At 40.1% G+C, this 22,371-nt stretch carries 17 protein-coding genes; 11 read left to right on the top strand and 6 right to left on the bottom strand.

Going from position 1 to position 22,371, the window contains the following annotated elements; all coding sequences use genetic code 11:
* Positions 1-162: 162 nt before the first annotated feature.
* The 4 genes from CHJ_RS23070 to CHJ_RS23055 all read left to right on the top strand — a co-directional run bounded on the left by CHJ_RS23070 (position 163) and on the right by CHJ_RS23055 (position 4,127).
* A complete protein-coding gene (locus tag CHJ_RS23070; RefSeq protein WP_317919191.1) occupies positions 163-474 on the top strand; it encodes a hypothetical protein in 312 nt (103 codons plus the stop codon).
* 172 nt (positions 475-646) lie between these two features.
* Positions 647-2,440, top strand: coding sequence for a hypothetical protein (locus tag CHJ_RS23065; RefSeq protein ID WP_317919190.1), 1,794 nt, complete (start codon positions 647-649; stop codon positions 2,438-2,440).
* Between the two features lie 236 nt (positions 2,441-2,676).
* Positions 2,677-3,594: a DMT family transporter gene (locus CHJ_RS23060; RefSeq protein ID WP_317919189.1), complete on the top strand. Its 918-nt coding sequence runs from the start codon at positions 2,677-2,679 to the stop codon at positions 3,592-3,594.
* 5 nt (positions 3,595-3,599) lie between these two features.
* Positions 3,600-4,127: a MerR family transcriptional regulator gene (locus CHJ_RS23055; RefSeq protein ID WP_317919188.1), complete on the top strand. Its 528-nt coding sequence runs from the start codon at positions 3,600-3,602 to the stop codon at positions 4,125-4,127.
* 380 nt (positions 4,128-4,507) lie between these two features.
* Here CHJ_RS23055 and CHJ_RS23050 read toward each other — a convergent pair whose 3' ends face one another.
* The gene (locus CHJ_RS23050) at positions 4,508-5,956 is read right to left on the bottom strand and encodes a YfcC family protein (protein ID WP_317919187.1); all 1,449 of its coding nucleotides are present in this window, start codon (positions 5,954-5,956) and stop codon (positions 4,508-4,510) included.
* 566 nt (positions 5,957-6,522) lie between these two features.
* The gene (locus CHJ_RS23045; protein ID WP_317919238.1) at positions 6,523-8,226 is read right to left on the bottom strand and encodes a phospho-sugar mutase; all 1,704 of its coding nucleotides are present in this window, start codon (positions 8,224-8,226) and stop codon (positions 6,523-6,525) included.
* A 283-nt stretch (positions 8,227-8,509) separates the two neighbouring features.
* On the opposite strand from CHJ_RS23045, the gene CHJ_RS23040 reads away from it, so the two are divergent.
* From CHJ_RS23040 to CHJ_RS23025, 4 genes are all read left to right on the top strand, one after another.
* Entirely contained in the window at positions 8,510-8,896 is a 387-nt protein-coding gene (locus CHJ_RS23040) for a DUF805 domain-containing protein (RefSeq protein WP_317919186.1), read from the top strand.
* A 252-nt stretch (positions 8,897-9,148) separates the two neighbouring features.
* Positions 9,149-9,661 (top strand): DNA mismatch repair protein, encoded by a 513-nt coding sequence (locus CHJ_RS23035; RefSeq protein ID WP_317919185.1) that lies wholly within the window; start codon positions 9,149-9,151, stop codon positions 9,659-9,661.
* 120 nt (positions 9,662-9,781) lie between these two features.
* A complete protein-coding gene (locus tag CHJ_RS23030) occupies positions 9,782-12,637 on the top strand; it encodes an FAD-binding and (Fe-S)-binding domain-containing protein (protein ID WP_411861583.1) in 2,856 nt (951 codons plus the stop codon).
* Between the two features lie 653 nt (positions 12,638-13,290).
* Positions 13,291-14,877, top strand: coding sequence for an L-lactate permease (locus CHJ_RS23025; protein WP_317919183.1), 1,587 nt, complete (start codon positions 13,291-13,293; stop codon positions 14,875-14,877).
* A 216-nt stretch (positions 14,878-15,093) separates the two neighbouring features.
* Here the strand turns inward: CHJ_RS23025 and CHJ_RS23020 are convergent, their stop codons facing one another.
* Positions 15,094-15,996, bottom strand: a complete 903-nt coding sequence (locus tag CHJ_RS23020) for a LysR family transcriptional regulator (RefSeq protein ID WP_171753860.1) — start codon at positions 15,994-15,996, stop codon at positions 15,094-15,096.
* A 447-nt stretch (positions 15,997-16,443) separates the two neighbouring features.
* Between CHJ_RS23020 and CHJ_RS23015 the strand changes: the two genes are divergently transcribed.
* From CHJ_RS23015 to CHJ_RS23005, 3 genes are all read left to right on the top strand, one after another.
* A complete protein-coding gene (locus tag CHJ_RS23015; RefSeq protein ID WP_317919182.1) occupies positions 16,444-17,490 on the top strand; it encodes an ethylbenzene dehydrogenase-related protein in 1,047 nt (348 codons plus the stop codon).
* Between the two features lie 81 nt (positions 17,491-17,571).
* A complete protein-coding gene (locus CHJ_RS23010) occupies positions 17,572-18,114 on the top strand; it encodes a multiheme c-type cytochrome (RefSeq protein WP_317919181.1) in 543 nt (180 codons plus the stop codon).
* Positions 18,115-18,130: 16 nt separating this feature from the next.
* Positions 18,131-18,565 (top strand): cytochrome c3 family protein, encoded by a 435-nt coding sequence (locus CHJ_RS23005; RefSeq protein ID WP_317919180.1) that lies wholly within the window; start codon positions 18,131-18,133, stop codon positions 18,563-18,565.
* Positions 18,566-18,612: 47 nt separating this feature from the next.
* Here CHJ_RS23005 and CHJ_RS23000 read toward each other — a convergent pair whose 3' ends face one another.
* The 3 genes from CHJ_RS23000 to CHJ_RS22990 all read right to left on the bottom strand — a co-directional run bounded on the left by CHJ_RS23000 (position 18,613) and on the right by CHJ_RS22990 (position 22,208).
* Positions 18,613-19,245, bottom strand: a complete 633-nt coding sequence (locus CHJ_RS23000) for a response regulator (RefSeq protein ID WP_317919179.1) — start codon at positions 19,243-19,245, stop codon at positions 18,613-18,615.
* The gene (locus CHJ_RS22995; RefSeq protein WP_317919178.1) at positions 19,245-20,627 is read right to left on the bottom strand and encodes a sensor histidine kinase; all 1,383 of its coding nucleotides are present in this window, start codon (positions 20,625-20,627) and stop codon (positions 19,245-19,247) included. Before CHJ_RS22995 ends, CHJ_RS23000 begins: the two co-directional genes overlap by 1 nt.
* 336 nt (positions 20,628-20,963) lie before the next feature.
* A complete protein-coding gene (locus CHJ_RS22990) occupies positions 20,964-22,208 on the bottom strand; it encodes an alanine racemase (RefSeq protein WP_317919177.1) in 1,245 nt (414 codons plus the stop codon).
* Positions 22,209-22,371: the final 163 nt, after the last annotated feature.

The raw sequence follows: 22,371 nt of genomic DNA, 5'->3' as shown, positions 1-22,371 counted from the left end.
TAATTGAGAAGATGAACGCCATAATGCCCGGAGAGACTCATCGATTTATGAGAGAAATGGATATCCTGTTTGGCTACGGTGATACCTTTGATCCAAAAGCGTCGGAAAAATTCTGGAGCAATAATGGTCGTCGCTACGACGGACACAATTAAGGAGGTTAGTATGTTTCTGGGTATTTTCAGTGGCATTGAAGTGCTGTTTTATGTTTTGGGTGCACTTTCCGTTATTGGTGGATATGGAATATATCGCTTTTGGCGTTTTTACCAAGCTAAAGTGTCGAGCCTAGTGTTACTCGCGCTAGGGCTTGGAACCATTCTGTTTGCTATCGCATGGTCGGTGAGTTCTGTCTTGGAAGGCGAACCACAGGCCGGAAGTATGGGGATAGTCGTTATACTACTTCCGGGGTTGGTATTGTCTGCTTTGGGGTTCAGGTTAGGGACCCATTCTGCAAAGCCATCAGTTGTAAATCAGTAGACCAATTAGGGACCCGTCAGGGTCCCGCATTTCAACATGTTATCCCGATATCCGACAATATAGATGAAAGTGTTATCTATTTTATCGATGGATAGTAACTTTTCTCTCTATCTCAGGCTTATATAATTCAAGTATGCAATCACCGCATATTTTTAGTTGAGGTAGCACATTCATGAAACTTAATTCATTTGTATTAGCGGGCGCATTAATGGCGGCATCTCTGCCATCATTTTCAGCCGAGCAGGTACAGGCTGGCTTTTCAGAGACAGACATATCTTCGCTGCAATTCGGTACTTACGCAGTAGGAAGCAAAATTATTTTTGCGAAAGATGATGCTCAACGATTTGATCCTTGGAACACCGCATACGCGAGCGATGAATATCGCAAACTGCTAAGAAAAATTGAACAGTCAGGCCAAAGTAGAACGGTAGCCACCAGCATATGGTATCCGGCAAAAGCGTCTTCTGAGCGCCTGAATTTAAATAACCGAGTACGAAATCCGTTAAAAGCGATTTCTGGTCAGCAAGCAAAATTTAGCGACTATGTATTGGGTGACCCTATGATGTATCCAGCGCTGGTCATGCTCTATACCGAGGCATTAGATTCAGTGGCGGATCGTGAGGGAGTATTGCTTTCTCTTTCGAAAAAAAGTGGCGATACGAGTCTGCTTAATGAGTTTTCTAATGAGATTATGAACCAGAAACGTGGAGCTTTTCTTAATGCACCTGTTGCGGATGGTCAGTTTCCAGTGATTATTCTTTCTCACGGGCTTGGAGGCAACTATGCTATGTGGGACAGAGCTGGTGAGTTTCTAGCCAGTCACGGTTATATAGTGGCAGCGCCTACATTTATTTCTGATGGTGTAGCGCCAATCGTGTTCCATGACCCATCTTCTGAGTTTGCAAAAAACTCAAGTAAAGAGGAGGTCAATCAGGCTTATCAAATTTTGGCTGAAGCTAAAGTAGTGCCAAACTTCATTAAATTTCTGTTTGGTGTAGAGGTGTCGTCTCCTGAAGTCATGGAGCACTTTAATCCGGCGGAACACTCCGTCGTTCCCGGTGGACCAGAGAAAATGGTCGACATGCAACGTAACTTGTTTAGACAACGAGTCAGTGATGTGAACACGGTTAAAAAGGCGCTGGACACTCTCAATTTAGAGAAGAAAAACTGCCTGATTAAAGCGACCGGTTCATTAGGTGAGACGTGTGGTCTGTTCGAAAATAGAATCGATATGAGCAAGGTAGGACTTTCAGGGCATTCACTTGGTTCAATGACGTCACAGCTCGGTTTGGAACATATACCTGGCGTAACCACTGCCATAGGGCTAAATAATGGTGTTCCATACTCTTGGACGCCTCAAGAAATGTTTGGACGAGGTAATACAGAATCTGGTTTACCCGTTGGAAATCAAAAACCACTGCTTCAATTGATAGGGAATGAGGACGCCTTTGTTCAGTTCATATTTTATCATTTATCTCAACAAGCTATCGGCCTAGCGAAAGGAGATACAAGCAGCATCATGCAACTGGAAACTGAACGAGCAACCATTACAGATAGTAACCCTCAACCAGTAGCATTAAGTGCATATAAACGAGCGACTAATGACAAGATGCTCGTAACAGTAAATGATGTTAACCATGGTTCAATGACACAGCATGATGTTTCATTTAACTTTCCAAAATATCTGCAAGATAACGGCAAGTTTAAGTTCAGACATATTCCCACACGCAATAGAAAAGCAACCGGGAAAGACCTTGACACATATGGCTTCACAGGAGAGCGTTTTGAGCTGTTAGGCTGGGACAAAACAACTAATGGTCAATGGTTCTATAAACCTCATCTTATACGTGACTATTACTACTTGAACTGGTTTAACTATTATCTGAAAGGAGAGAATGCGGCCAGAGATAACCTAACTGACGCACCGTTCATTCACGCGACATCAGTTACAACCAATTTAGAATAGTTGTAACCAAGATAAATCGGGGTAGCCAAACTGCCCCGTGTTTCCTTTTTACTTACGCGCTTGCTGACACTTCCTTAAACGCCATGAGTGGCTTTAGCCCGATATAAACATCCTTTCAGGGATCTGTTTCCACCAGAAAACATCCGTTTAGATGAAGTTTCTGTGTTCTCTTTACTTGTTGACCTGTCTATAAGTGACGGGTTCACAATGTGTCGAGTTTTCCAAAGGAACCTTATATGTCTTATGTCCAATTTAACCGCATCTCTATGATGCCGGATTACCTGAAAGGTATTCTGCTTGCGCTGATTTCTACAGGATTATTTGTGCTGTCAGGTATGTTAGTTCGCATACTGAGCAGTTCTATTGATACATTTCAGATCTTACTGTTTCGACAAGTAGTTTTTGTGTTGGTATTGTCACCCGCCATCATATCCAATATTGAGATATTAATTAGGCCTAAACAGGTTAAGCTGCATTTTATAAGAATAGTGGCGGCGTTTTTTGCTCTCTATTTGGGCTTTATCACAGTGAGTAACATACCTTTTGCAGATGCACAGGCGCTGGGCTTTCTACAGGTTATTTTTGTTGCGCTAATCTCTAGATCATTATTGTCAGAAGCGTTGAGTCACTCTCGGCTGTTTACCATAGCAGTGGGGTTTATTGGAGTGATGCTGGTGGTACAACCTAAGTTTTATGACGCGTCATTTTCATATATTTTAATCGGATCATTAGGCTCGTTGGCGGCGGCCGTTGCCGTCGTCTGTGTTAGAAAAGTTGCTCAATCTGAACCTAAAATCACGTTGCTGGCTTATCAGGCCATATTTGTCGGCATCATTGCTCTTATTCCTAGCATTAACAACTGGTATTGGCCTTCATTGAATGAATTAGGCTTGTTGATTTTGGTTGGTCTTTTGTCGTCAGTGGGGCAATGGTTTGGAGTCACTGCATACAAATTTGCACAGGCAAATATAGTTGCTAATGTTCAGTACGCAAGTATCATTTACTCCTTATTATTGGGTTATTTTATATTTTCAGAGATCCCAGATACACTGGCTTTGGTTGGGGCATGTGTGTTGATATTCAGTGCCGTTCTTCCTCAAATATACTATCGATTAAAACCTGCTTTTAGCCATCAACTGAGCGGAAAAAGGTAAAATCAATGCTGACAATTACTGAGCTAGCACGACAATGCAATATATCAAGAACAACGGTTCTCTATTATGAGCGGGCAGGTCTGTTGTCGCCGGCGCAGCGTGCATCAAATGGATACCGAACCTATGGAAGCAAAGAGCTCGCAAGACTGAAGAGTATTGTTTCTTACCGTTCATATGGCGTTCCAGTAGCAGAAATATCCTTTTTACTTGAATCTAAAGTGGAACAAGAGCAAGAGCAAATACTTCGCAAACAGTTTAATGCGCTAGAGGATGAAATTCAGCGATTAAGGAAGCAACAAAAAGCGATAGTTGCTCTGCTAAACCAGGACACCATGCATAAGCCCGATATTTTGACTAAAGAGCGTTGGACAGAGTTAATGGCAGCGTCAGGTTTTAGTGATCAAGATATGACCAATTGGCATAGTCAGTTCGAAAGTATGGAGCCAGAGGCACACCAACGTTTTTTAGAATCACTTGGCATTGATAAAGGTGAAGTAACAGAGCTTCGTCAGCAATTTAGAACAGCAAAATAGCGATGGAGTGTTGGAGTGTTGGAGTGTTGTGCGGTTGATGATTGCGCAAATTACCTTTATAGAGAGATTAAATGCATAATTAGTCATTGGGCTGAGAGGTTTTGTATTGCCGCTTTTTTACTGTGCTATATGAATGAAAGAGGTGAGGTAATTAAATATATTGAAGATGGTGATGATAAATAGGTAATATTTAAGATTGTATAATGATATATATTTTTAAGTTTCAGTAGAATATAACTGGCAGTAATATGTTAGGGGTTGGCTGATATCATTGAATGACTGTGCAATAAATGTATTCATCGACAATGTAATAAAAGACTTAATTGCTTTCAATTAAGTCTTTTATTTGTTCTTATTGGCTGTAACTATGTGTGAAGTAATTAAAATGGACCATAGTTAATGATTCCACCAATTATTGCACCGGAACAGGCAACAACAACCGTAAAAAGAAAGAATGGAACATAGAATTTAATCCAGCGGATATAATCTACCCGGCAAGCTACTAAAGCTGCGATAAAGTAGCCACTAGTCGGAAACATTATGTTTGTTAATCCATCCGCTACGTTTGAAGACCATACTAAGACTTGCTGATTCATTCCTACCAGATCTGCAACTGGGCTTAAAATCGGTAGAGTGACTAACATTTGTCCTGAGCCTGATGGCACTAAGAAGTTAAACAACGCTTGGCTTGCAATTACACCAACGGAGGCGGCCCAACCCGGCAAATAACTAATAAAACTGGCAAGATGGAAGACAAATGTATCCATAATATGACCTGTTTCCAGCATGACAGATACACCGCGTGCAACACCACATATCAGGGCGCCTACTAACATGATTTTCATTGCGTCATTAAAATGGCTGCATATTGTATTTGCCGGAACACCTGCAACGATCGATGCTGTAATTGCCATGACTACAAATAATCCAGAAATGGCATTAAATCCAAGGCTAAAAATCATGATACAGCTGATCACTGCAATGAACATGACCAACGTGGTAACGCCAGCAATCTTCAGTCGCTTAGAATACTCAACAACTGTTTCTGATTGCTCTTTACCATCACCTTCTAACAGCTCTTTTCGAAGTTTAATATCATCTTCGTACATTAAGCTGGACTTCGGATCTGCTTTTACCTTACGTGCGTAACGTAAAATGAAAACGATTAATGATGTCATCACAATGCACCAAAAAATAGCACGGTACCAAGCACCAGAAAACATGGGTAAGCCGGTAATCATGTGTCCTATCCCGACATTGGTTGGAGCTGTCAGTCCGAAAGCAAAGCCTAAAGTGCAAGGAATAATGGCCACCGCAGCAGCTGTCATTGAGTCATAACCGAGCCGTAGCATCAAAGGTAATATGATCGGGATGTAAGCTATGGCTAATTCTGGAGTACCAATAAAAGCGCATATGGCACCAAAAATAACCACAAATATGGGGATCATGAGTTCGGTGCGGTTGCCGAGTCGGGCGATCAGCATGTTAATGCCCATTCCCACCACACCAATCTTTTGTAAAACAATAACTGAGCCACCGACTAACAGTGTCAAAAACACCACAGATGCTGCCCCTTCGAGTCCCTGAGGGATAGCAGTGACGACATCCATGGCTCCGACAGGAGTCTGCTCAATTTTTTGGTAGGTGTCGGGAACAACCGCTAGGCGTCCATTGGCGAGAGTTTCTCGTTCATATTCTCCGGCGGGTACTATCCAACTTAAAACCGCAACAGCAAGAATAAAGCAAACTAAGATAATATAGATATCTGGAAATGAAAATTTGTTTACAGACTTATTTTCATCACTAATGATCAACTGTTTTTGTTCCATGATTACACCTCGGTCCATTCGATTGTCGATGAATAGCCATTGTATAAATTACAATTTTTCTAGTATTTAATTAACTATATGTGTCGGTCTGAATTATCATTTCTAGTTATTGTAATGAGTGTTAATGGCTAATATAAAATGGGTGTTAACAAATGTTAATCATAAAGGTCATTAGTATATAAGCATGTAGTAATTATAAAGATCAACGAGCACTGCTAAAATTAGTGGTGTTTTATTATAATCATTCTGTAATTGTGATTTTATTCACGTAAGCTCTGATTTGTATGTAATTTGTTTAATAAAACTCGACCCAATGTGTGTTTTGTTCAAAAGTAATGCGGTTTTATTAATTTGGGCTTATTCATTTGTTATAGAAATTATAGTGAAAAATTTTATAGAAAAGGGGACGAGAATTGTAAGAAAATACACGGCTTTATGGTGTTTTGTGAATAAATATTCACTTTGTGAGGGCGTACTGTAAACACATCTATCGAAATGTGTTTACAGTATAGATATCCTATAGGAACGGCTTTATAAAGATTAACATAACAATCTCAGCTGTTTTGTCATGAAAGCATAGCTTGATGTTGCTCTATCAATATATCCATCTTGTTGTTTGCAAGGGTCTGAACCTGTTCAAAGTGCTTTGATGAAGGGAAATCACATATCACTTCGTAGTAGCATTTTAGTTTAGGTTCTGTACCGGACGGTCGAACTATGATTCGAGATTGATCTTCTAAATGATAAATTAGGACATCGCTGCTCGGTAAATCAATAGTTTCATGTTCACCATTTGCCCATTTACGACAGGACGTTTTTAGATCTTCCACAAGCACCACAGGGCTACCAGCAATGATTTTAGGTGGATTTTCTCGTAACTTATCACCGATAGGATCGGCGTTGGCATCAAGTGACAGGCTACGCTGTCTATTTACGAATAAGCCATGTTGGCGATAGATGGTCTCAAGTTGATCAAATACGGTGCGATTTTGTTGCTTAAGTTTTTCTGTTAGCAGAGCAAAAATCACTAAGGTTGAGAGGCCATCTTTGTCTCGTACCGTGTCGCCCACGGTATAACCTAGCGCTTCTTCGTATGCAAAAAGAAAATTGAGCTTGTCATTCTCCATCTCCATCGCGATGTTGGCTAACCATTTAAAACCTGTAAGGGTTTGGTAATAGGTGGCGCCGCTAGCTTGGGTGATGTGTGCTAACAAACGAGAGGAAACTATGGAGTTGCCAAGTAGCTGTTCGTTTGGCTCGCACTGGCTAAGAAGGTAATCGGCGAGTAAGGCGCCAACTTGGTCACCTGTTAGCATTTGAAACTTACCATCGGCATGTCTGGCGGCAACGGCAAATCGGTCTGCGTCTGGGTCGTTCGCACAGGCGAGATCGGAACCTGTTGCAGTCGCGAGTGCAATCACTAAGTCCATTGCGCCTGCTTCTTCAGGGTTGGGGAAATTGACGGTAGGGAAGGTTCCATCAGGGTCTCGCTGCTCAGCAACGGAATGGACGCGTGTAAATCCAGCATCTGCCAGAAGTGTTTCTGCTAGATTGGCTCCAACTCCGTGCATGGCGGTATACGCAATAGCAATAGAGTTTGAATGAGTGGCCGAGAAAAGAGGGTTATGACTGATTTCTTGTCGATAACGCTGATAGTAGTCTTCTTCTAGCCAGTGCAGAAGTTGCTGATCTTCAGCCTCTGCCATTGACATTAAGTTAATCGGTTTAGTGGTTGCTTGAGCGATTTTCTCTGCTATTGCTGAGTCATGGGGAGCAATAATTTGTGCACCATTTTGCCAATATACCTTAAAGCCGTTGTATTCAGGAGGGTTGTGGCTGGCAGTAACAACAACCGCAGCGGCAGCATTCAGAGTTTTTATACCGTATGCGACTACTGGTGTGGCAGCGACTTGGTATGTTAAGTAGACTTTAATACCTAATGCGTTTAGCGCGGCTGCAGTATCATAAGCAAACTGCTGAGAATCGAGTCGTCCATCATAACCCACCACCACACCTCGGGTTTTGGCGTGTTCAATCTGCTCTATTAAATAGTTACCTAGCCCGGTTGCGGTTTCTTGTATGACTAATCGATTCATTCTATTTGGGCCACAACCTACAATGCCCCGTAATCCAGCGGTCCCAAATGCCAAGCGGCCATTAAAACAGTCCGCTAACGCCACTTGATTATCATCAGAGATAAGTTGTTGAAGCTGATGCCGTGTCTTTGGGTCAGGATCTCTTTCTAGCCATTGGGTATATTGATTCATAATTAAGTCTCCTTTGTTAGGGATACTTTAAATGATAATAAATATCATTACCATTAATTTGGGTGTAAATAGCGCCAGTAAAATAAGATTTTTCCAGTGGTATCGATTAACTAAAGGTAAAGCTTTGCAAAAAAGCAAATAATCGTTATGGTCATAGTTTAAGCTAAATCAGAACGTTAAATGTACCCAAGTAAATTCAGTACACCTGCATAGTAAAATGTTTTGCTACTGTTCTGAATAACCTGTTTTAAGGTCATACGGGTATAAAAGATAAAGAGAAGAGAGTATGAACTGGTATTTAATGGCTCTAAAAAAAGGTCTGACTTTTCGCGGTCGTTCCCGTCGTAAAGAGTTTTGGTATTTTGTCCTTATTAGCCTGTTGGTGAGCATAGCCCTAAGTTTTATTGATGGCATGTTGGGCTGGTATGATCTTCAGGCTGGTATAGGTATTCTTAGCGGTATCTACTCGCTATTGATTATTCTGCCTAACATTGCCTTATCGGTGCGTCGTTTACATGACACCAACCGCTCTGGCTGGTGGATATTGCTGGTGTTGATCCCAATTATCGGCTTTCTGGTTCTACTCTATTTCTGCGTTAAGAATGGAACGTCAGGGCAAAATGATTTTGGTTATGATCCTAAAGAGTGGCAATACGGGTCCAAAAGTTTCTAATCGTCTTGTAGCGGCCTCTGTTGTTTTATCAATGCCCATTCGTTGGCAACTAAAGCAATAGAGGTGAGCTATGAAAGTCAGTGTTGCCTACCCAACCTTACCTCACATACATACTTCCCATGTTAAGCCTACCAATAAGATAGCAAAGAGCGCGGTTTGCCACGGAAGTTGTAGAATCTGTATCAACAAGCTAAATTCAATTAGAGTGGAGTTTATTTAGCCTTATCCGCATTAATGACAAGGAACAATCGAATGTCACAGGCTCGAATGCCACCAGCTTGGTTCATCGTTCTGGTGGGGTTAATCCTAAATATTATCGCCATATTGATTTCTAGTGTGGTACTAGACAAATACGCGCAAAAAAGCACCGCGCTGTATGAAGAAAAGGGAAGTAATCAGCAGGCGATTCAATTAGCGTGGAACCAAATCGAAACGTTGGAACGTAAACGTGAGCTACTGATTATTCAGCTTGGGCAGCAGCCTGCTAATGAAGAAGTTGTAGAGAATCTTCATCAACAGCTTATTTTGTGGGTTGGCAAAGATACTCCGGCAATCTCGCTAAATAACCTGCCTATGCTCATGCAAAGCATCAATCGAGCTCAGGAAATACAGCGAAATAACATTGATAATTTGTATGTTGCTAATGTTGCCATCATGGAAAGTATGCAGCAGATGGATGAAGTCAGTGCTAACTATAAAAATATTGCCCTATTTCTACAAATACTGGGATTGGCGCTGATACTTGCTAGAGATCTCACCCGTTGAGAAGCCGGATTAGTAAAGTTTTTGCAACAAACATGTGAATTGAACAGGATATATCAATGCCTGTTGTTACGGTATGGTTAATAAATCCTCATATTTAATATGGGGAATATTATAAAAATAATGGAATCAGACCGGATATCACGTGGAGCATCCATGCAACAAGCCTATCAAGACTTAATCAAAGCGCTTAAACGCACTATTGATGAGCAACGAATTATTACCGACCCTACACTTACTCTTGCCTATGGTACTGACGCGAGTTTTTATCGATTAGTCCCTAAACTTATTTTGCAGCTCGATACGCTAGATGAAGTGGTATTTGCAGTAAAACAGTGTGCAGAGAGAAACATCCCGCTTACTTTTCGTGCGGCAGGAACCAGTTTATCAGGGCAAGCCATTTCTGACTCAGTACTCATTACCTTAACGACCAACTGGCGCAATTATAAAGTGTTGAATGAAGGTGAGCAGATCTGGTTGCAGCCGGGGGTAATAGGCGCTGACGCTAACAAGTATCTTGCTCCTTATGGCCGAATGATTGGGCCAGATCCTGCATCCATTAACACCTGTAAAATTGGCGGTATAGCGGCCAATAATGCATCGGGCATGTGTTGTGGTACAGCCAAGAATAGTTATAAAACCCTCGCTGGAATGACGGTGGTTTTAGCCGACGGAACGGTATTAAATACGCTTGATAAACAGAGTGTCGCAACCTTTAAGAAAACACATGCCACTTTGGTGTCAGACTTAACTCTCCTCGCGACAGAGTGTCAGAGCAATGAAGCGTTAGCGGATAAGATTCGCCATAAATATCGTTTAAAAAATACCACCGGTTACAGTTTAAATTCGCTGGTGGACTATGTTGATCCCATTGAGATTTTGCAGCATTTATTGATTGGGTCTGAAGGAACACTGGGTTTTATTGCTGACATTACCTACAACACCGTTATTGACCATGCGGATAAAGCGTCTGGGTTATTTGTTTTTGCTGATATAGAAACCACCTGTCTTGCCGTCAGTGAATTGAGCAAAACAGACGTGGCGGCTGTTGAGCTTATGGACAGTCGTTCGCTAGCCTCTGTGGCGGACAAGCCGGGCATGCCAGCGTTTATTGCCGAACTGAGTGAGCAAGGTGATAAAGAGTCCGCCGCTATATTGGTCGAAATTCATGCTAAAAGTGCAGACGAGTTGCAGCAACAATCTCAACATTTGGTTGATATTATAAATCAGTTTTCGCCAACACAAATGGTCGAGTTTAGCCGCGATGCAGAAGTGTGTGCGCAACTGTGGGGGATTCGCAAAGGGCTGTTTCCTGCGGTGGGAGCAGTGAGAGAAACAGGTACAACCGTTATTATCGAAGACGTTGCTTTTCCGTTAGAGCAGCTAGCCCCGGCGGTACGTGAGTTACAAGAGCTGTTTATTCAATATGATTATCATGAAGCGATCATTTTTGGTCATGCTCTTGCGGGTAATTTGCATTTTGTCTTCACTCAAGCATTTGACAGCGATAAAGAAGTGTCGCGTTACAGTGAGTTTATGGATGCGGTAGCTAAACTGGTTGCTGTTGACTACCAAGGCTCTCTAAAAGCAGAACATGGTACAGGCCGTAACATGGCTCCTTATGTTGAGTTAGAGTGGGGCAAAGATGGCTACCAGTTAATGCAGAAGATCAAAAGAATTTTTGATAGTCAGGGCATTTTAAATCCCGGTGTTATTTTAAATGATGACCATCAATCTCATATTAACAACTTAAAAGAGATGCCTGCGGCAGACACATTAATTGATAAATGTATTGAGTGTGGTTTTTGTGAACCCGTCTGCCCTTCACGAAACTTGTCACTTACTCCGCGACAAAGAAATACGGTCTTTCGAGAGATAAGCCGGTTACGTCGCACAGATGAAGACCCAGCTAAACTGGCTGAAATGGAAAAGACATTTAGGTATCAAGGTGTGGATACCTGTGCGGCAACAGGTTTATGTGCCGATCGTTGTCCTGTTGGTATTAATACTGGCGACTTGATGCGTAAGTTGAGAGAAGATCATAGCGATAAGGCGAAAAGTATTGCTCGTTGGACATCGGAACATTTTGCCGGAATTACCAAAGTCACCAAACTTGGTTTGTCTGCGGCCAATGGTATGCATTCAGTCGTCGGTACTAAAAACATGCGAGCCATTACCAAGGCTGCTCATAACTTATCTGGGAAGAAGTTGCCGTTATGGACGCCTCATTTACCAAGAGCGGCAAAAAATGTAGAACAGTTAGTTATTCGATCTGTTGGTAAAGAAAAAGTGGTTTACTTCCCTAGTTGTGCGTCACGTAACATGGGTACCGAAAAGAATGCTCTTGATGATCGCCCATTGGCGGAAGTGACCATCTCTCTGCTTGAGAAAGCGGGGTATGACGTTGTGCTTCCTGACGATGTGAATAGCCAGTGTTGTGGTATGCCATATAAGAGCAAAGGGTTTGTTGATACGGCAAACAGTAAAATGGACAGCTTACAGAGTGCGCTATGGAAAGCATCGAACAATGGTCAATATCCTATTTTAATGGATACCAGCCCCTGCGCTAGCTTGAGTAAAGAGACGCTACAAAACGATCTCGCTATTTATGAACCGTTTAAGTTTGTTGCGGAGTTTGTGCTGCCAAAACTGACCATCGTGCCACAAGAGCAGCCTGTTATGCTGCATATCACCTGTACATCACGAAGAAGTGGCTTGGCTGATATTATGCAAAAGGTTACCCAAGCGTGTGCTAAGCAGGTGATAATCCCAGAAGATATTCTGTGTTGTGGTTTTGCTGGTGACAAAGGATTTACTACCCCAGAATTAAATGCATCAGCATTGTCGTCATTAAACAGTCAGGTTCCTGATAACTGTTCCGAAGGGTACTCGAATAGCAGAACTTGTGAAATTGGCTTATCTGAACATAGTGGTATTGAATATCGTTCTATACTTTATTTAGTGGATAAAGTCAGTTAACTATAAAGAGTTAATTTTATTAAAATGCGACCTAAACGGTCGCTTTTTTATGTGTATAAAATAGTGAATAATATTAATTATAGAATGTTAAATCTATTTACATTAATAACAATTAATTAAAGTTGTTAATGTAAATATACCTAATAAGTATTAGTTTATAAATGTAATTACATAAAGTGCATTGTGTTTTAATTTTACATGAAATTGGGCTTTATATCGGTAAAACTACGTATTCTTGATAATTATGTTTGTAATTAAACAACATGACGTGTTTCCAAGTTAGAGCGTAATAGCAATAAATAGTGGTCAATTAGGGTGGTTGGTGAAAATATGGCAGTTTTATTATGGCGGTTTTGGAAACTCACTGTGTCATATTGCCCTTGTCTTTTTTATGGATAAATAAAGGTTCTGTTGTAACTCTTTGTTTTTATGGATTTAAATTTTTAGTTATAATTGTTGAAAAATTTACCTCATTGTAAATCTCTGGTTAACATGATGGTTCGTTAATATATGGGATGGAATTAATTATTGAGATAATTAAAATATATGTGAGCAACAAATATAGTTGTATTTAAATGACGAATAATAAAATTAATAGTTAAATTAATTTCATATCCCTAAGAAATATAGAACGAATTATGGAGTAGTTCTGAATGTTAACCTTATTTATATCTGTAACACCTATTGTCATTCTTATATGGATGATGACCAAGAAAAATGGCGTTCCATCTCATATTGCCTTACCAATCACTGCTTTAATGGTAGGCGTTCTTCAATACTTTTATTTTAAAACTGACCTTACCTTGATCAGTGCCAATGTGGTAGCAGGCATGCTATCGGCGATCACTCCTATATCGATCGTAGCGGGTGCAATTTTAATAAACCGATTAACTTTTTTATCTGGCGCAGAAGCTGTTATTCGTCGTTGGTTAGAAGGTATTAGCCGCAACCAAGTCGCGCAATTGATGATCATTGGCTGGGCATTCGCCTTTATGATTGAAGGTGCCTCTGGATTCGGTACTCCTGCTGCAATTGCTGCTCCCATTCTTGTCGGACTTGGTTTCCCTCCTTTAAAAGTGGCAATGCTCGCATTAGTGATGAACTCGGTACCTGTTTCATTTGGCGCCGTTGGTACACCAACATGGTTTGGTTTCTCTAACTTAGGTTTGGATAATGCAACGTTATTAGAAGCGGGTCAGGTGAGTGCACTGATCCATATGGTCGCTGCTTTTGTTGTTCCTCCGATGGCTCTTCGCTTTGTGGTTGGCTGGGGCGAAATCAAACGTAACTATCTATTCGTATTATTGAGCACGTTATCTTGTACGGTACCTTATTTCTTAATTGCTCAGTGGAATTTTGAGTTCCCAGCGTTGGTTGGTGGTGCTATAGGCTTGATACTGTCGGTTATTATTGCTAAAGCGGGCTTTGGTCTTGCTAAAGTTCACGAAAGTGCAGAAGACCAAAAAAGAGTACCCGTTACCTTTGGTGAAGTGATGAAAGCGATGACACCAACGTTGTTGCTGATCTTTATCTTAATCGTTACACGTATTAAGCAGTTCGGCATTAAAGCAATGCTGGTTGATAACACGGAAGTTCTGAGTATTTCATTAGGTCCTTTGGGGGAGTTTAGTGTTAGCCAGGCATTAATATTGAAACTGAGCCAAATCTTAGGCACAGACGTTTCATGGGCGTACAAAACTCTTTATGTTCCAGCCTTGATTCCATTCCTATTGGTTGCACTTATCTCCATTCCTATCTTTAAACTAGAAGGTAAAGTTGTAAAGCAGATGTTTGCTGAGACAGGCAGTCGAATCAAAATGCCATTTGTTGCGCTTGTTGGTGCACTGATCATGGTTAAACTGATGATGACCGGAGATAGCAATTCACCCATTATGGTAACGGGTACGGCCTTTTCTGACTTAATGGGAACCAGTTGGCAATATGTCGCGGCTTATCTTGGAGCGCTAGGTGCATTTTTCTCAGGTTCGGCAACGGTATCTAACTTAACCTTCGGCGCGATTCAGCAAACTATCGCGATTAACACTGGGTTGTCACAAACAACGATCTTAGGCTTACAGTCGGTAGGCGGAGCAATGGGTAATATGGTGTGTATCAACAACATCATCGCTGTATCAACCATTCTAGGTATCGCTAACCAAGAAGGGTATATTATCAAGAAAACAGTTGTACCAATGGTGGTGTACGGTATTGTCGCCGCGGTAGTGAGTACCTTCTTGTAATGTAGAGCGCTATAAAAAATTAATAAAGCAGTATTACTATCTCCAGAACACTGCTACTTTAAAGCCCGATTCACTTTGTGTTCGGGCTTTGTTTATGCTTAACCTCAGCTCACTCCATAAATGTTTAATCGTTTTATACGCCTGTGCCCTCAAGGTGTGGCATCCCTCTCAAGCTTATCTATAGAATCAATAGTATTGTTTTATTCGTGATTTAGGTTAGAACATATTCGTTTGCCGGTTATAGCAGTGATAAACATGCTCAATGAAAAGCTTGGTTTTAACCGGTAAGTGCTTGGTATAAGGGTATACGGCATAAATACCTAGCTGTTTACCAACTTGTTCTGGCAAAACTTCGATTAGCTGTTTTGACTGTAACTCATTGTAAACAAGAACTTTCGGTACGTAGACCAACCCTTGCCCCAATAAAGCCGCACTTTTTAGCGCTGAGGCATTGTTGGTGCAAAAATTGCCTGACACATTGATAGTAAATGGTGCATCTTCCCCTTTAATTAACCAATCAAATGCCCCGGTCTCTTGGAAAGAGTAGCCAAGACAGTTGTGGTCGATCAGTTGCTGATAATGGGTTGGAATGGTGTTTTTTTCAAAATAGCTTGGAGCACCACAGATAATCCAATTTACATCCACAAGTCGCCGGGCGATGAAGCTAGAGTCTGGCAGGACACCGGTTCTGATGGCGAGATCGTACCCTTCGGCAAGGATATCGACAAATCGATTATCCAAGTCCATTTGGATATTGATATCCGGATACATCTCGCTAAATTCCGCAATAGCTTGAGGCAAAATAAGTTCACCAGAGATGGTTGGAACCGTGATTTTTATATTGCCAGATAAACGCTCACCAAGACCGTTAAGTTCATCTTCGGCATTGATGACCGATAAGTATATTTCACGAGCGTGACGATGGAAGATTTCACCTGCTTCAGTAAGTGTAAGCTTGCGGGTAGTTCGGTAGAGAAGCTGAACGCCTAGATCTTGTTCAAGCCTTGTAATTCGCTTGCTCACCACGGACTTAGTTAGCCCGACTTGTTCGGCGGCTTTGCTAAATGAGCCTTGCTCAATTAACTGGTAAAAAATAATAAAGTCGTCAGTATTTCGCATAATTGGTTTATTTTAAGAAACAATATTTTAATTGGTTGCAATAAGTTTAGCTTAAATGAGAAGGAAATGAAGGCGGAGTGCAGGATAACCTCGGAGAGTTCACTAATTACAGCATCAAGCCAGCTAACTCTGAAATATCCTAAGGGTTAGTATACATTTAAATGTGATAGAAATTTTATAGCAATAACTAGTTAGCTATAATCTAATGTGAACCTACTGTCATATGTTTTAACCGGGTTGAGTTTTTAACTGATAAAACATGATAAATTAATTTATCATGTTTTATTATTATGTATAAATCTACTTAACACCTTTTAATTGAATGATCACAAAGCTCTTTATTAGTTATTTTATGGCATTATTTAATTGATGGAGATCAAGTGGAGAAATAAATGTAACTTCTACTCTTATATAGTGAAAAGGAATTAAAACTGATGGGAGTGAGTTATGAAACGTTCGATAATTTCAATTAGTACAGTACTCGCATTGACCGCGCTACCTTTTGGCGTGGTAAATGCTAAAACTATAACGTTAGAGAGTAACAAATTAATGGGAGACGTCTCAATTGATGGAGTAGTAGACTCTGCATGGGATAACGCCAAATCAATAAAAATAAAACTAAACAAATTACCTTATAAACCAAATAATGGTTATGAGGGAATTAAAAAAACAAATGTAGAAATGAAGTCTTTATATGATGATGAATTCGTTTACTTTCTAGTTACTTATAAAGACCCGACAAAAAGCATTGATCGCTTTCCTTGGATAAAACAGGAAGATGGCTCGTGGAAGCAGCTCAAAAATAAAGATAGTACTGGGCATGATAATACCTATTACGAAGATAAATTTGCAGTGTTCTGGGACATTAATGCAGATGGTTTTGCAGAAAAAGGTTGTAACGCCGCCTGTCACCGTGCGAAAGATGGGAAAATAAATGGCATTAAAGATAAAAACCCTGCTCGTAAGTTTACCAATGAAGGCCAGTATATCGATATGTGGCACTGGAAAGGTGTGCGTAGTGCAGTCCACAATCAACTCGATGACCAGTATGTAGATAGCAACACCGATGCTAAGTTAAATAAAGGCTGGGGAAGAAAAGGCGACAATAAAACAGGCGGTGGTTACGTAAATAACGTGAAAGACGGCAAGCCCGCTTACGTTTCAAATAACTTGAAGCAAGATACATTACTCATTTTAGAGACAGAAAAAATACCATTTAGCGAAGACTTTGATGCAATTGATCGTATTCCGGGTTTAACTGGCTCTCCATTTACAGGGTCTCGTGGTGACGTGGAAGTTGGTGCAGTCTGGGATAAAGGTGTATGGACCTTAGAGATGAAACGTAAATTGGTTACAACTGGAGAAAATGCTGATACTCAAGATGTACAATTTAAAGAATTGGATAAAGCTTATCCATTTGGAGTTGCAGTGTTCGATAACTCTCAAATAAATCACATATTCCACCGAGGTGTAGTGAACCTAGAGTTTAAGTGAGTTTTAGGTAACTAAATAAAATTAGGCCAGAGATGTTCTGGCCTAATTTAAATGTGGCGTTTTATACAGGCATTTTTGAATATGGATATAATTAGAAAATTCATATATTTTATCGGAAATATTATTTTTCTTTTTTTGTTAGCATCTTCGTCAATAGCTGATGAGAGTATTCAACAGGTGGAAGAAAAAGCGACTTATAGTAGTCAGTTAGCAAGTTCTGACATTTTAATAATTGCCAAAGAAAATAAGCGATGTATACGATGTCATCAAAAAGAGAGATTAATTAAAGGGGTTCGGGCTATAAAAAGTGTAGGGGCTCATAAAAGTGAAGAATTTTTTAATAACTGTACTGCCTGCCATGGATTTAAAAATCGTCACCCCAAAGAAGAGTCGGAGATTATTGTTTTTTCTGAACACTCAAACCAATCTATTCAAGTACAAAATGACAAGTGCATGGACTGCCATTCTCCAGAATCTATTTCAACAATAGAATGGACGCACGATGTGCATTTTACTGATGTTCTCTGTTCGTCTTGCCATGATATGCATGACGACGTTGATAAAATGAAAAAAATAAGCCCGACGGATAGAATTTTAATCTGTATTGATTGCCATGGAATTTGACAGTAGGAGCAAACTAATGAAGATAATTAAGTTTCTTATTCTGATAGTTATCTCTATTGGATTATCAACGGTTCAGGCGGAAGATTTGCCAAATCCGAATGAAGATAACTTAGCCAATTTTCACTTAAAAGATGAAACATGTGCCGATCAATGTCATGTAGGAGAGGAGCCTTCTGATGACTTGGAGTTTGAATATAAGAGCTGTGTCGAATGTCATGGCGTAATGTCTGAACTTGAAGGTAGACAACATAATATTAAACACCAAGATGGCGAAAGTATGGAGTGCGTTGAGTGCCATTTACCTCATGAAGAGTTTGATGCAAAAGAGATCTGTACAGATTGTCATGATCAGGAAGACGAAGAGCTCAAAGACTTTTATTCAATGAGAACAGATCGGTTAATATCGCTATTTTTTCAAAATGATATAGCTGAAGCCGAGATAAAATGGTGATAGGTATTACGGATAACGGCATATGGCGTTCTTTATAATCGTTTTAATTAAATGAGAACTCTGGCTTCTATATCTATACCAACTTTGGTTAAGAAGTACGACTTTTCATGATCTTTATCGACCAAACCGCTTTTAATTAATTGTCGCAGATGAAAGTTAAATTTGGTGTGATCTTCGATACCGACAAGACGACATAGATCCATAAACTTTAATTTCTGATGGGTTTTAAGTTGGTAGATAACATTTCTTCGTATCGGGTTGGCAAGGGCGCTAAATACTAGGTCACTATCTTTGCTGACCGCTGGCGACTTCAATGACTTTCCTTCATGTACTTTCTTAAGGGTGACAGAGAGAGTTTGTAAATTAAAGGGTTTGGTCAGGAACTCATCTGCGCCTTTTTTCATCGCATCAACAGCCGTATCCACAGTGCCAAATGCGGTAATTATGACAATTCCAATATTGGGATTAGTCTGTTTTAGTACGGTAATTGCGTCAATACCACTTATACCATTCATTATAAAATCGAGAATCGCAATGTCGTATGAGTGCCTCATTGCACAGCTAATTGCCTGTTCAGCACTCTCACATGGGGTGACTTCAAAGCCGTCCATCGAAAGTGCTTCTGTAATGACTTCACGTAAGTCGAGGTCATCTTCTGCTAGTAATAGTTTAAGACTCATTAATTCTCCATCGGTAACTCGATACTCACTTTTAGCCCGGCATCGGTATTTTCAAAGCTAAGTTTACCCTGATTTTGTTCTAGTATTTTTTGGCATAAAGTGAGACCAAGACCTGTACCTACGGTCTTATCTTTTGTCGTGAAAAAAGGCAACATGACTTTATCTTTAATATCATCGCTTATTCCGCCGCCAAAATCAGTGACTGATAGCAATACCTTAAGACCTTTCTGTTCTGCGTCGATGCAGATGGTTTTATTGTCTGTGGATGCATCTATTGCGTTATTCACTATATTGATAATAACCTCTTCCAACTGCTCTTTATCCGCGAAGAAATAGAGGTTTGAGGGAATGTTCTTATGCACATGGAAGTCATTGAGATTATGCCCCATAAGCTCCAACGACTCATTGATGAGGCTCTCTATAGAGACCCGTTGTTTAATCGCGGTTCGCTTGTGAGAAAACTGTAACAATTCTTGGCTGATGTGTGCTGCTTTTACTACCCCTTTTCTAACTTGTTTTAGTTGTCTTTTTGCGTTTTCTTTATCAAATTGCTCAAGCTGCTTTTCGAGTAGATCGCAACGCATTAAAGCACTACTTAACGGTGTTTTTATCTCATGAGCAATGCCAGAAGATAGTTCGCCGATATCACGTAACTTGTTATCATGAAGCACTTGCTGAAGCGACAATTCTATTTGACTCTGTCGTTCGGCATCGAATATTTCTAATGTCTTGCGTAAGAAGATTAATACGATGATTGCCAATAGCGTACGAATAGATGCGCCAATAATAGGATCTTGGATATAGAGTAACCCAGCAAATACACCATAAATAATAATAGAAATGCCTAAGTACTCTACCGCATCAGAGGCTTTTCTCTCTTCTAACTTTAATTTTTGAGAATAGTTCATTAATGAAGCGCCTGCTAATGCGCCAGCACCTGAACCAAAAAGCCAGCGTATCTCTTGAGTCGTCTCTTGTACGAAACTGTCTAGGTCTATTGAGAAGTAGCGATAAATTACACTAAAGAAAAATATAATTGTGATGGCTTGTGTTAAGAATTGAATATGAGGTTTTAGTCGCCATTTGGTCATCGCTAACATCTGAATTGCAAAGTAGCCAAGGGCAATAAATGAAGCCCATAATTTTGCTACTTTAAATATTTTGACCGTATTGTGCATTTCTAGATCTTGGCTGTAGATATGAAGGTACATTTCTGACCACTCATGTAAACCGTGAATAAAACCGAAAATAGCGAGGGTTGGCAAAGCGGAGGCGATGGATAGGTGGCTAAATCGCATATCTCTAAAATAGATAGAAAAACCAATTGCGAAGAAAACTAAGCCGTAGAGCAAATATAAACTAAACTCAAAAAGTTCTTTCATTTGCGAATGACAATCCTTTTGTTATATCTAGAATCTAGACCCTATCAGAGACAGTATATACGCAAGTAAAGCTGTTGCAGTATTGAAATAACTCAGAAAAGTGATCATAGATATACTGTAGGAAAAATAAGGTTATTGACGCTCAGTCATTCAAGTTGCTTAACGATATTCTCATGGTATGAAGAGCAAATTTTGTTGTTAATGGTTAACTATATAGCAGGCAGATAATAAACCGGTTAAATGGTGAATATGAAGATCGGGGAATCGCTACTTTGGTAAAAACCAACATATCTTTTTGTGCTTATGTTGGTTTTTACCATTTCATTCCTAAAGAAACTAGAATTCGGTTTTCATCCAATGAGTTGCGATGTTGTTTTCACTAATGGCGATATGTCGCCATTTATCGAAAGTGATACAAGGATGGGAGGTTGAGAATACTAGAGCGTCACCCACACAGATAGGGCAGTCATCAGGCACTTCCAAAAACATATGTTGGTCCATGACGTCTTTTGTTATCGCCAACTGAGCATTAAATTCTATACGTTCTCCATCCCGATATATTCGTTCTAGCATAGGTAACTCTGTATCAAATGCGACATCTCGTTTTCCCAGAGCAACGATAATACGATTTGGCTCTGGACGTGACTGAGCGTATGCCCAAACTTCAATAGCGGACTTCAGATCGTTCTCGATGAATTTGCTTAATTGCTCTGAATGAGAAATGCGCTCTAGCACTTTTCGTTGAGCAGTTTGGTATATGCCTTTATCGTGAGAAACATAGCAGCCAGGACGGATTATTTTAGTTAGGCGGTCAGGCAATGACTGGAAGGCTTGTGTAACAATGTCATACCATGCTGAACCGGCACCGGTAATAATAGGAGACTGACAGTTAAAAGTGGATTTAGCATCTAACCTCATGAATAGGTCGCACACTTGTGAAACAAACTCCTGCACTTCTTTTTCTTCATTACCTCCATGAATAACGCCCTCATAAAACTCTAATCCTTGAAGAGATAAACCTGAGTGCTGTGCCAGCTCATCGACTAAATCATTTACTTCTGCTTCTGTTCTCGCTCCGCATCGACCGTGAGGAACTCCATATTCGATAAGAATATTTAATGGGCTGGACTGTTGGCTGAAAAACTGGCCAAGAGCGCGGATATTAGAAATGGAATCAACACAAATATAGAGTTCAACGTCTGACATTAATTCAGCCGCGAGTTTAAAGTTGCTTTTTCCTATTACTTGATTGGCGATTATTATCCGCTTTGCCCCTGCCATTTTTGCTACATAAGCTTGTTGAACATTCGCTACCGTTATTCCCCATGCACCTTCCTCTACTTGAAGCTGTATTATTTCTGGAGTCAAACTGGTTTTGCCATGTGGAGCTAGCAAAATATTATGGAAGTTTGCGAACTCTTGCATCCAATTTATGTTGTGCTTCACAGAATTGAGATTAAGGGTCGCACAAGGCAAACTTACTTCTCCTTTACTTAAGTCGTAACGCTGTGATTTTTGCTGTTCGAATGGCATCCCTTTTTGGTATTTAGCTGAAATTTTGTGAGAGTTACTATCATACATTTTTAAACTCCTTGATTTTTGCAATTTTTGGTAACATTTTTAACTTGTTGTTTTTATTGTATATTAAAAAATATACCGCCTAAAAGTGTTAAAAAGTATCAAACTATTGTATATTTAATGAGTTTTATCTCACAGATTTATTATAAAAGTAAAGCAATAATTA

This window comes from Vibrio sp. MACH09, from assembly GCF_033238805.1.
In the GTDB taxonomy this organism is placed as follows: domain Bacteria; phylum Pseudomonadota; class Gammaproteobacteria; order Enterobacterales; family Vibrionaceae; genus Vibrio.
Note: the sequence above shows the minus strand (reverse complement) of the source record. Positions and strands in the feature narration are given on the sequence as shown.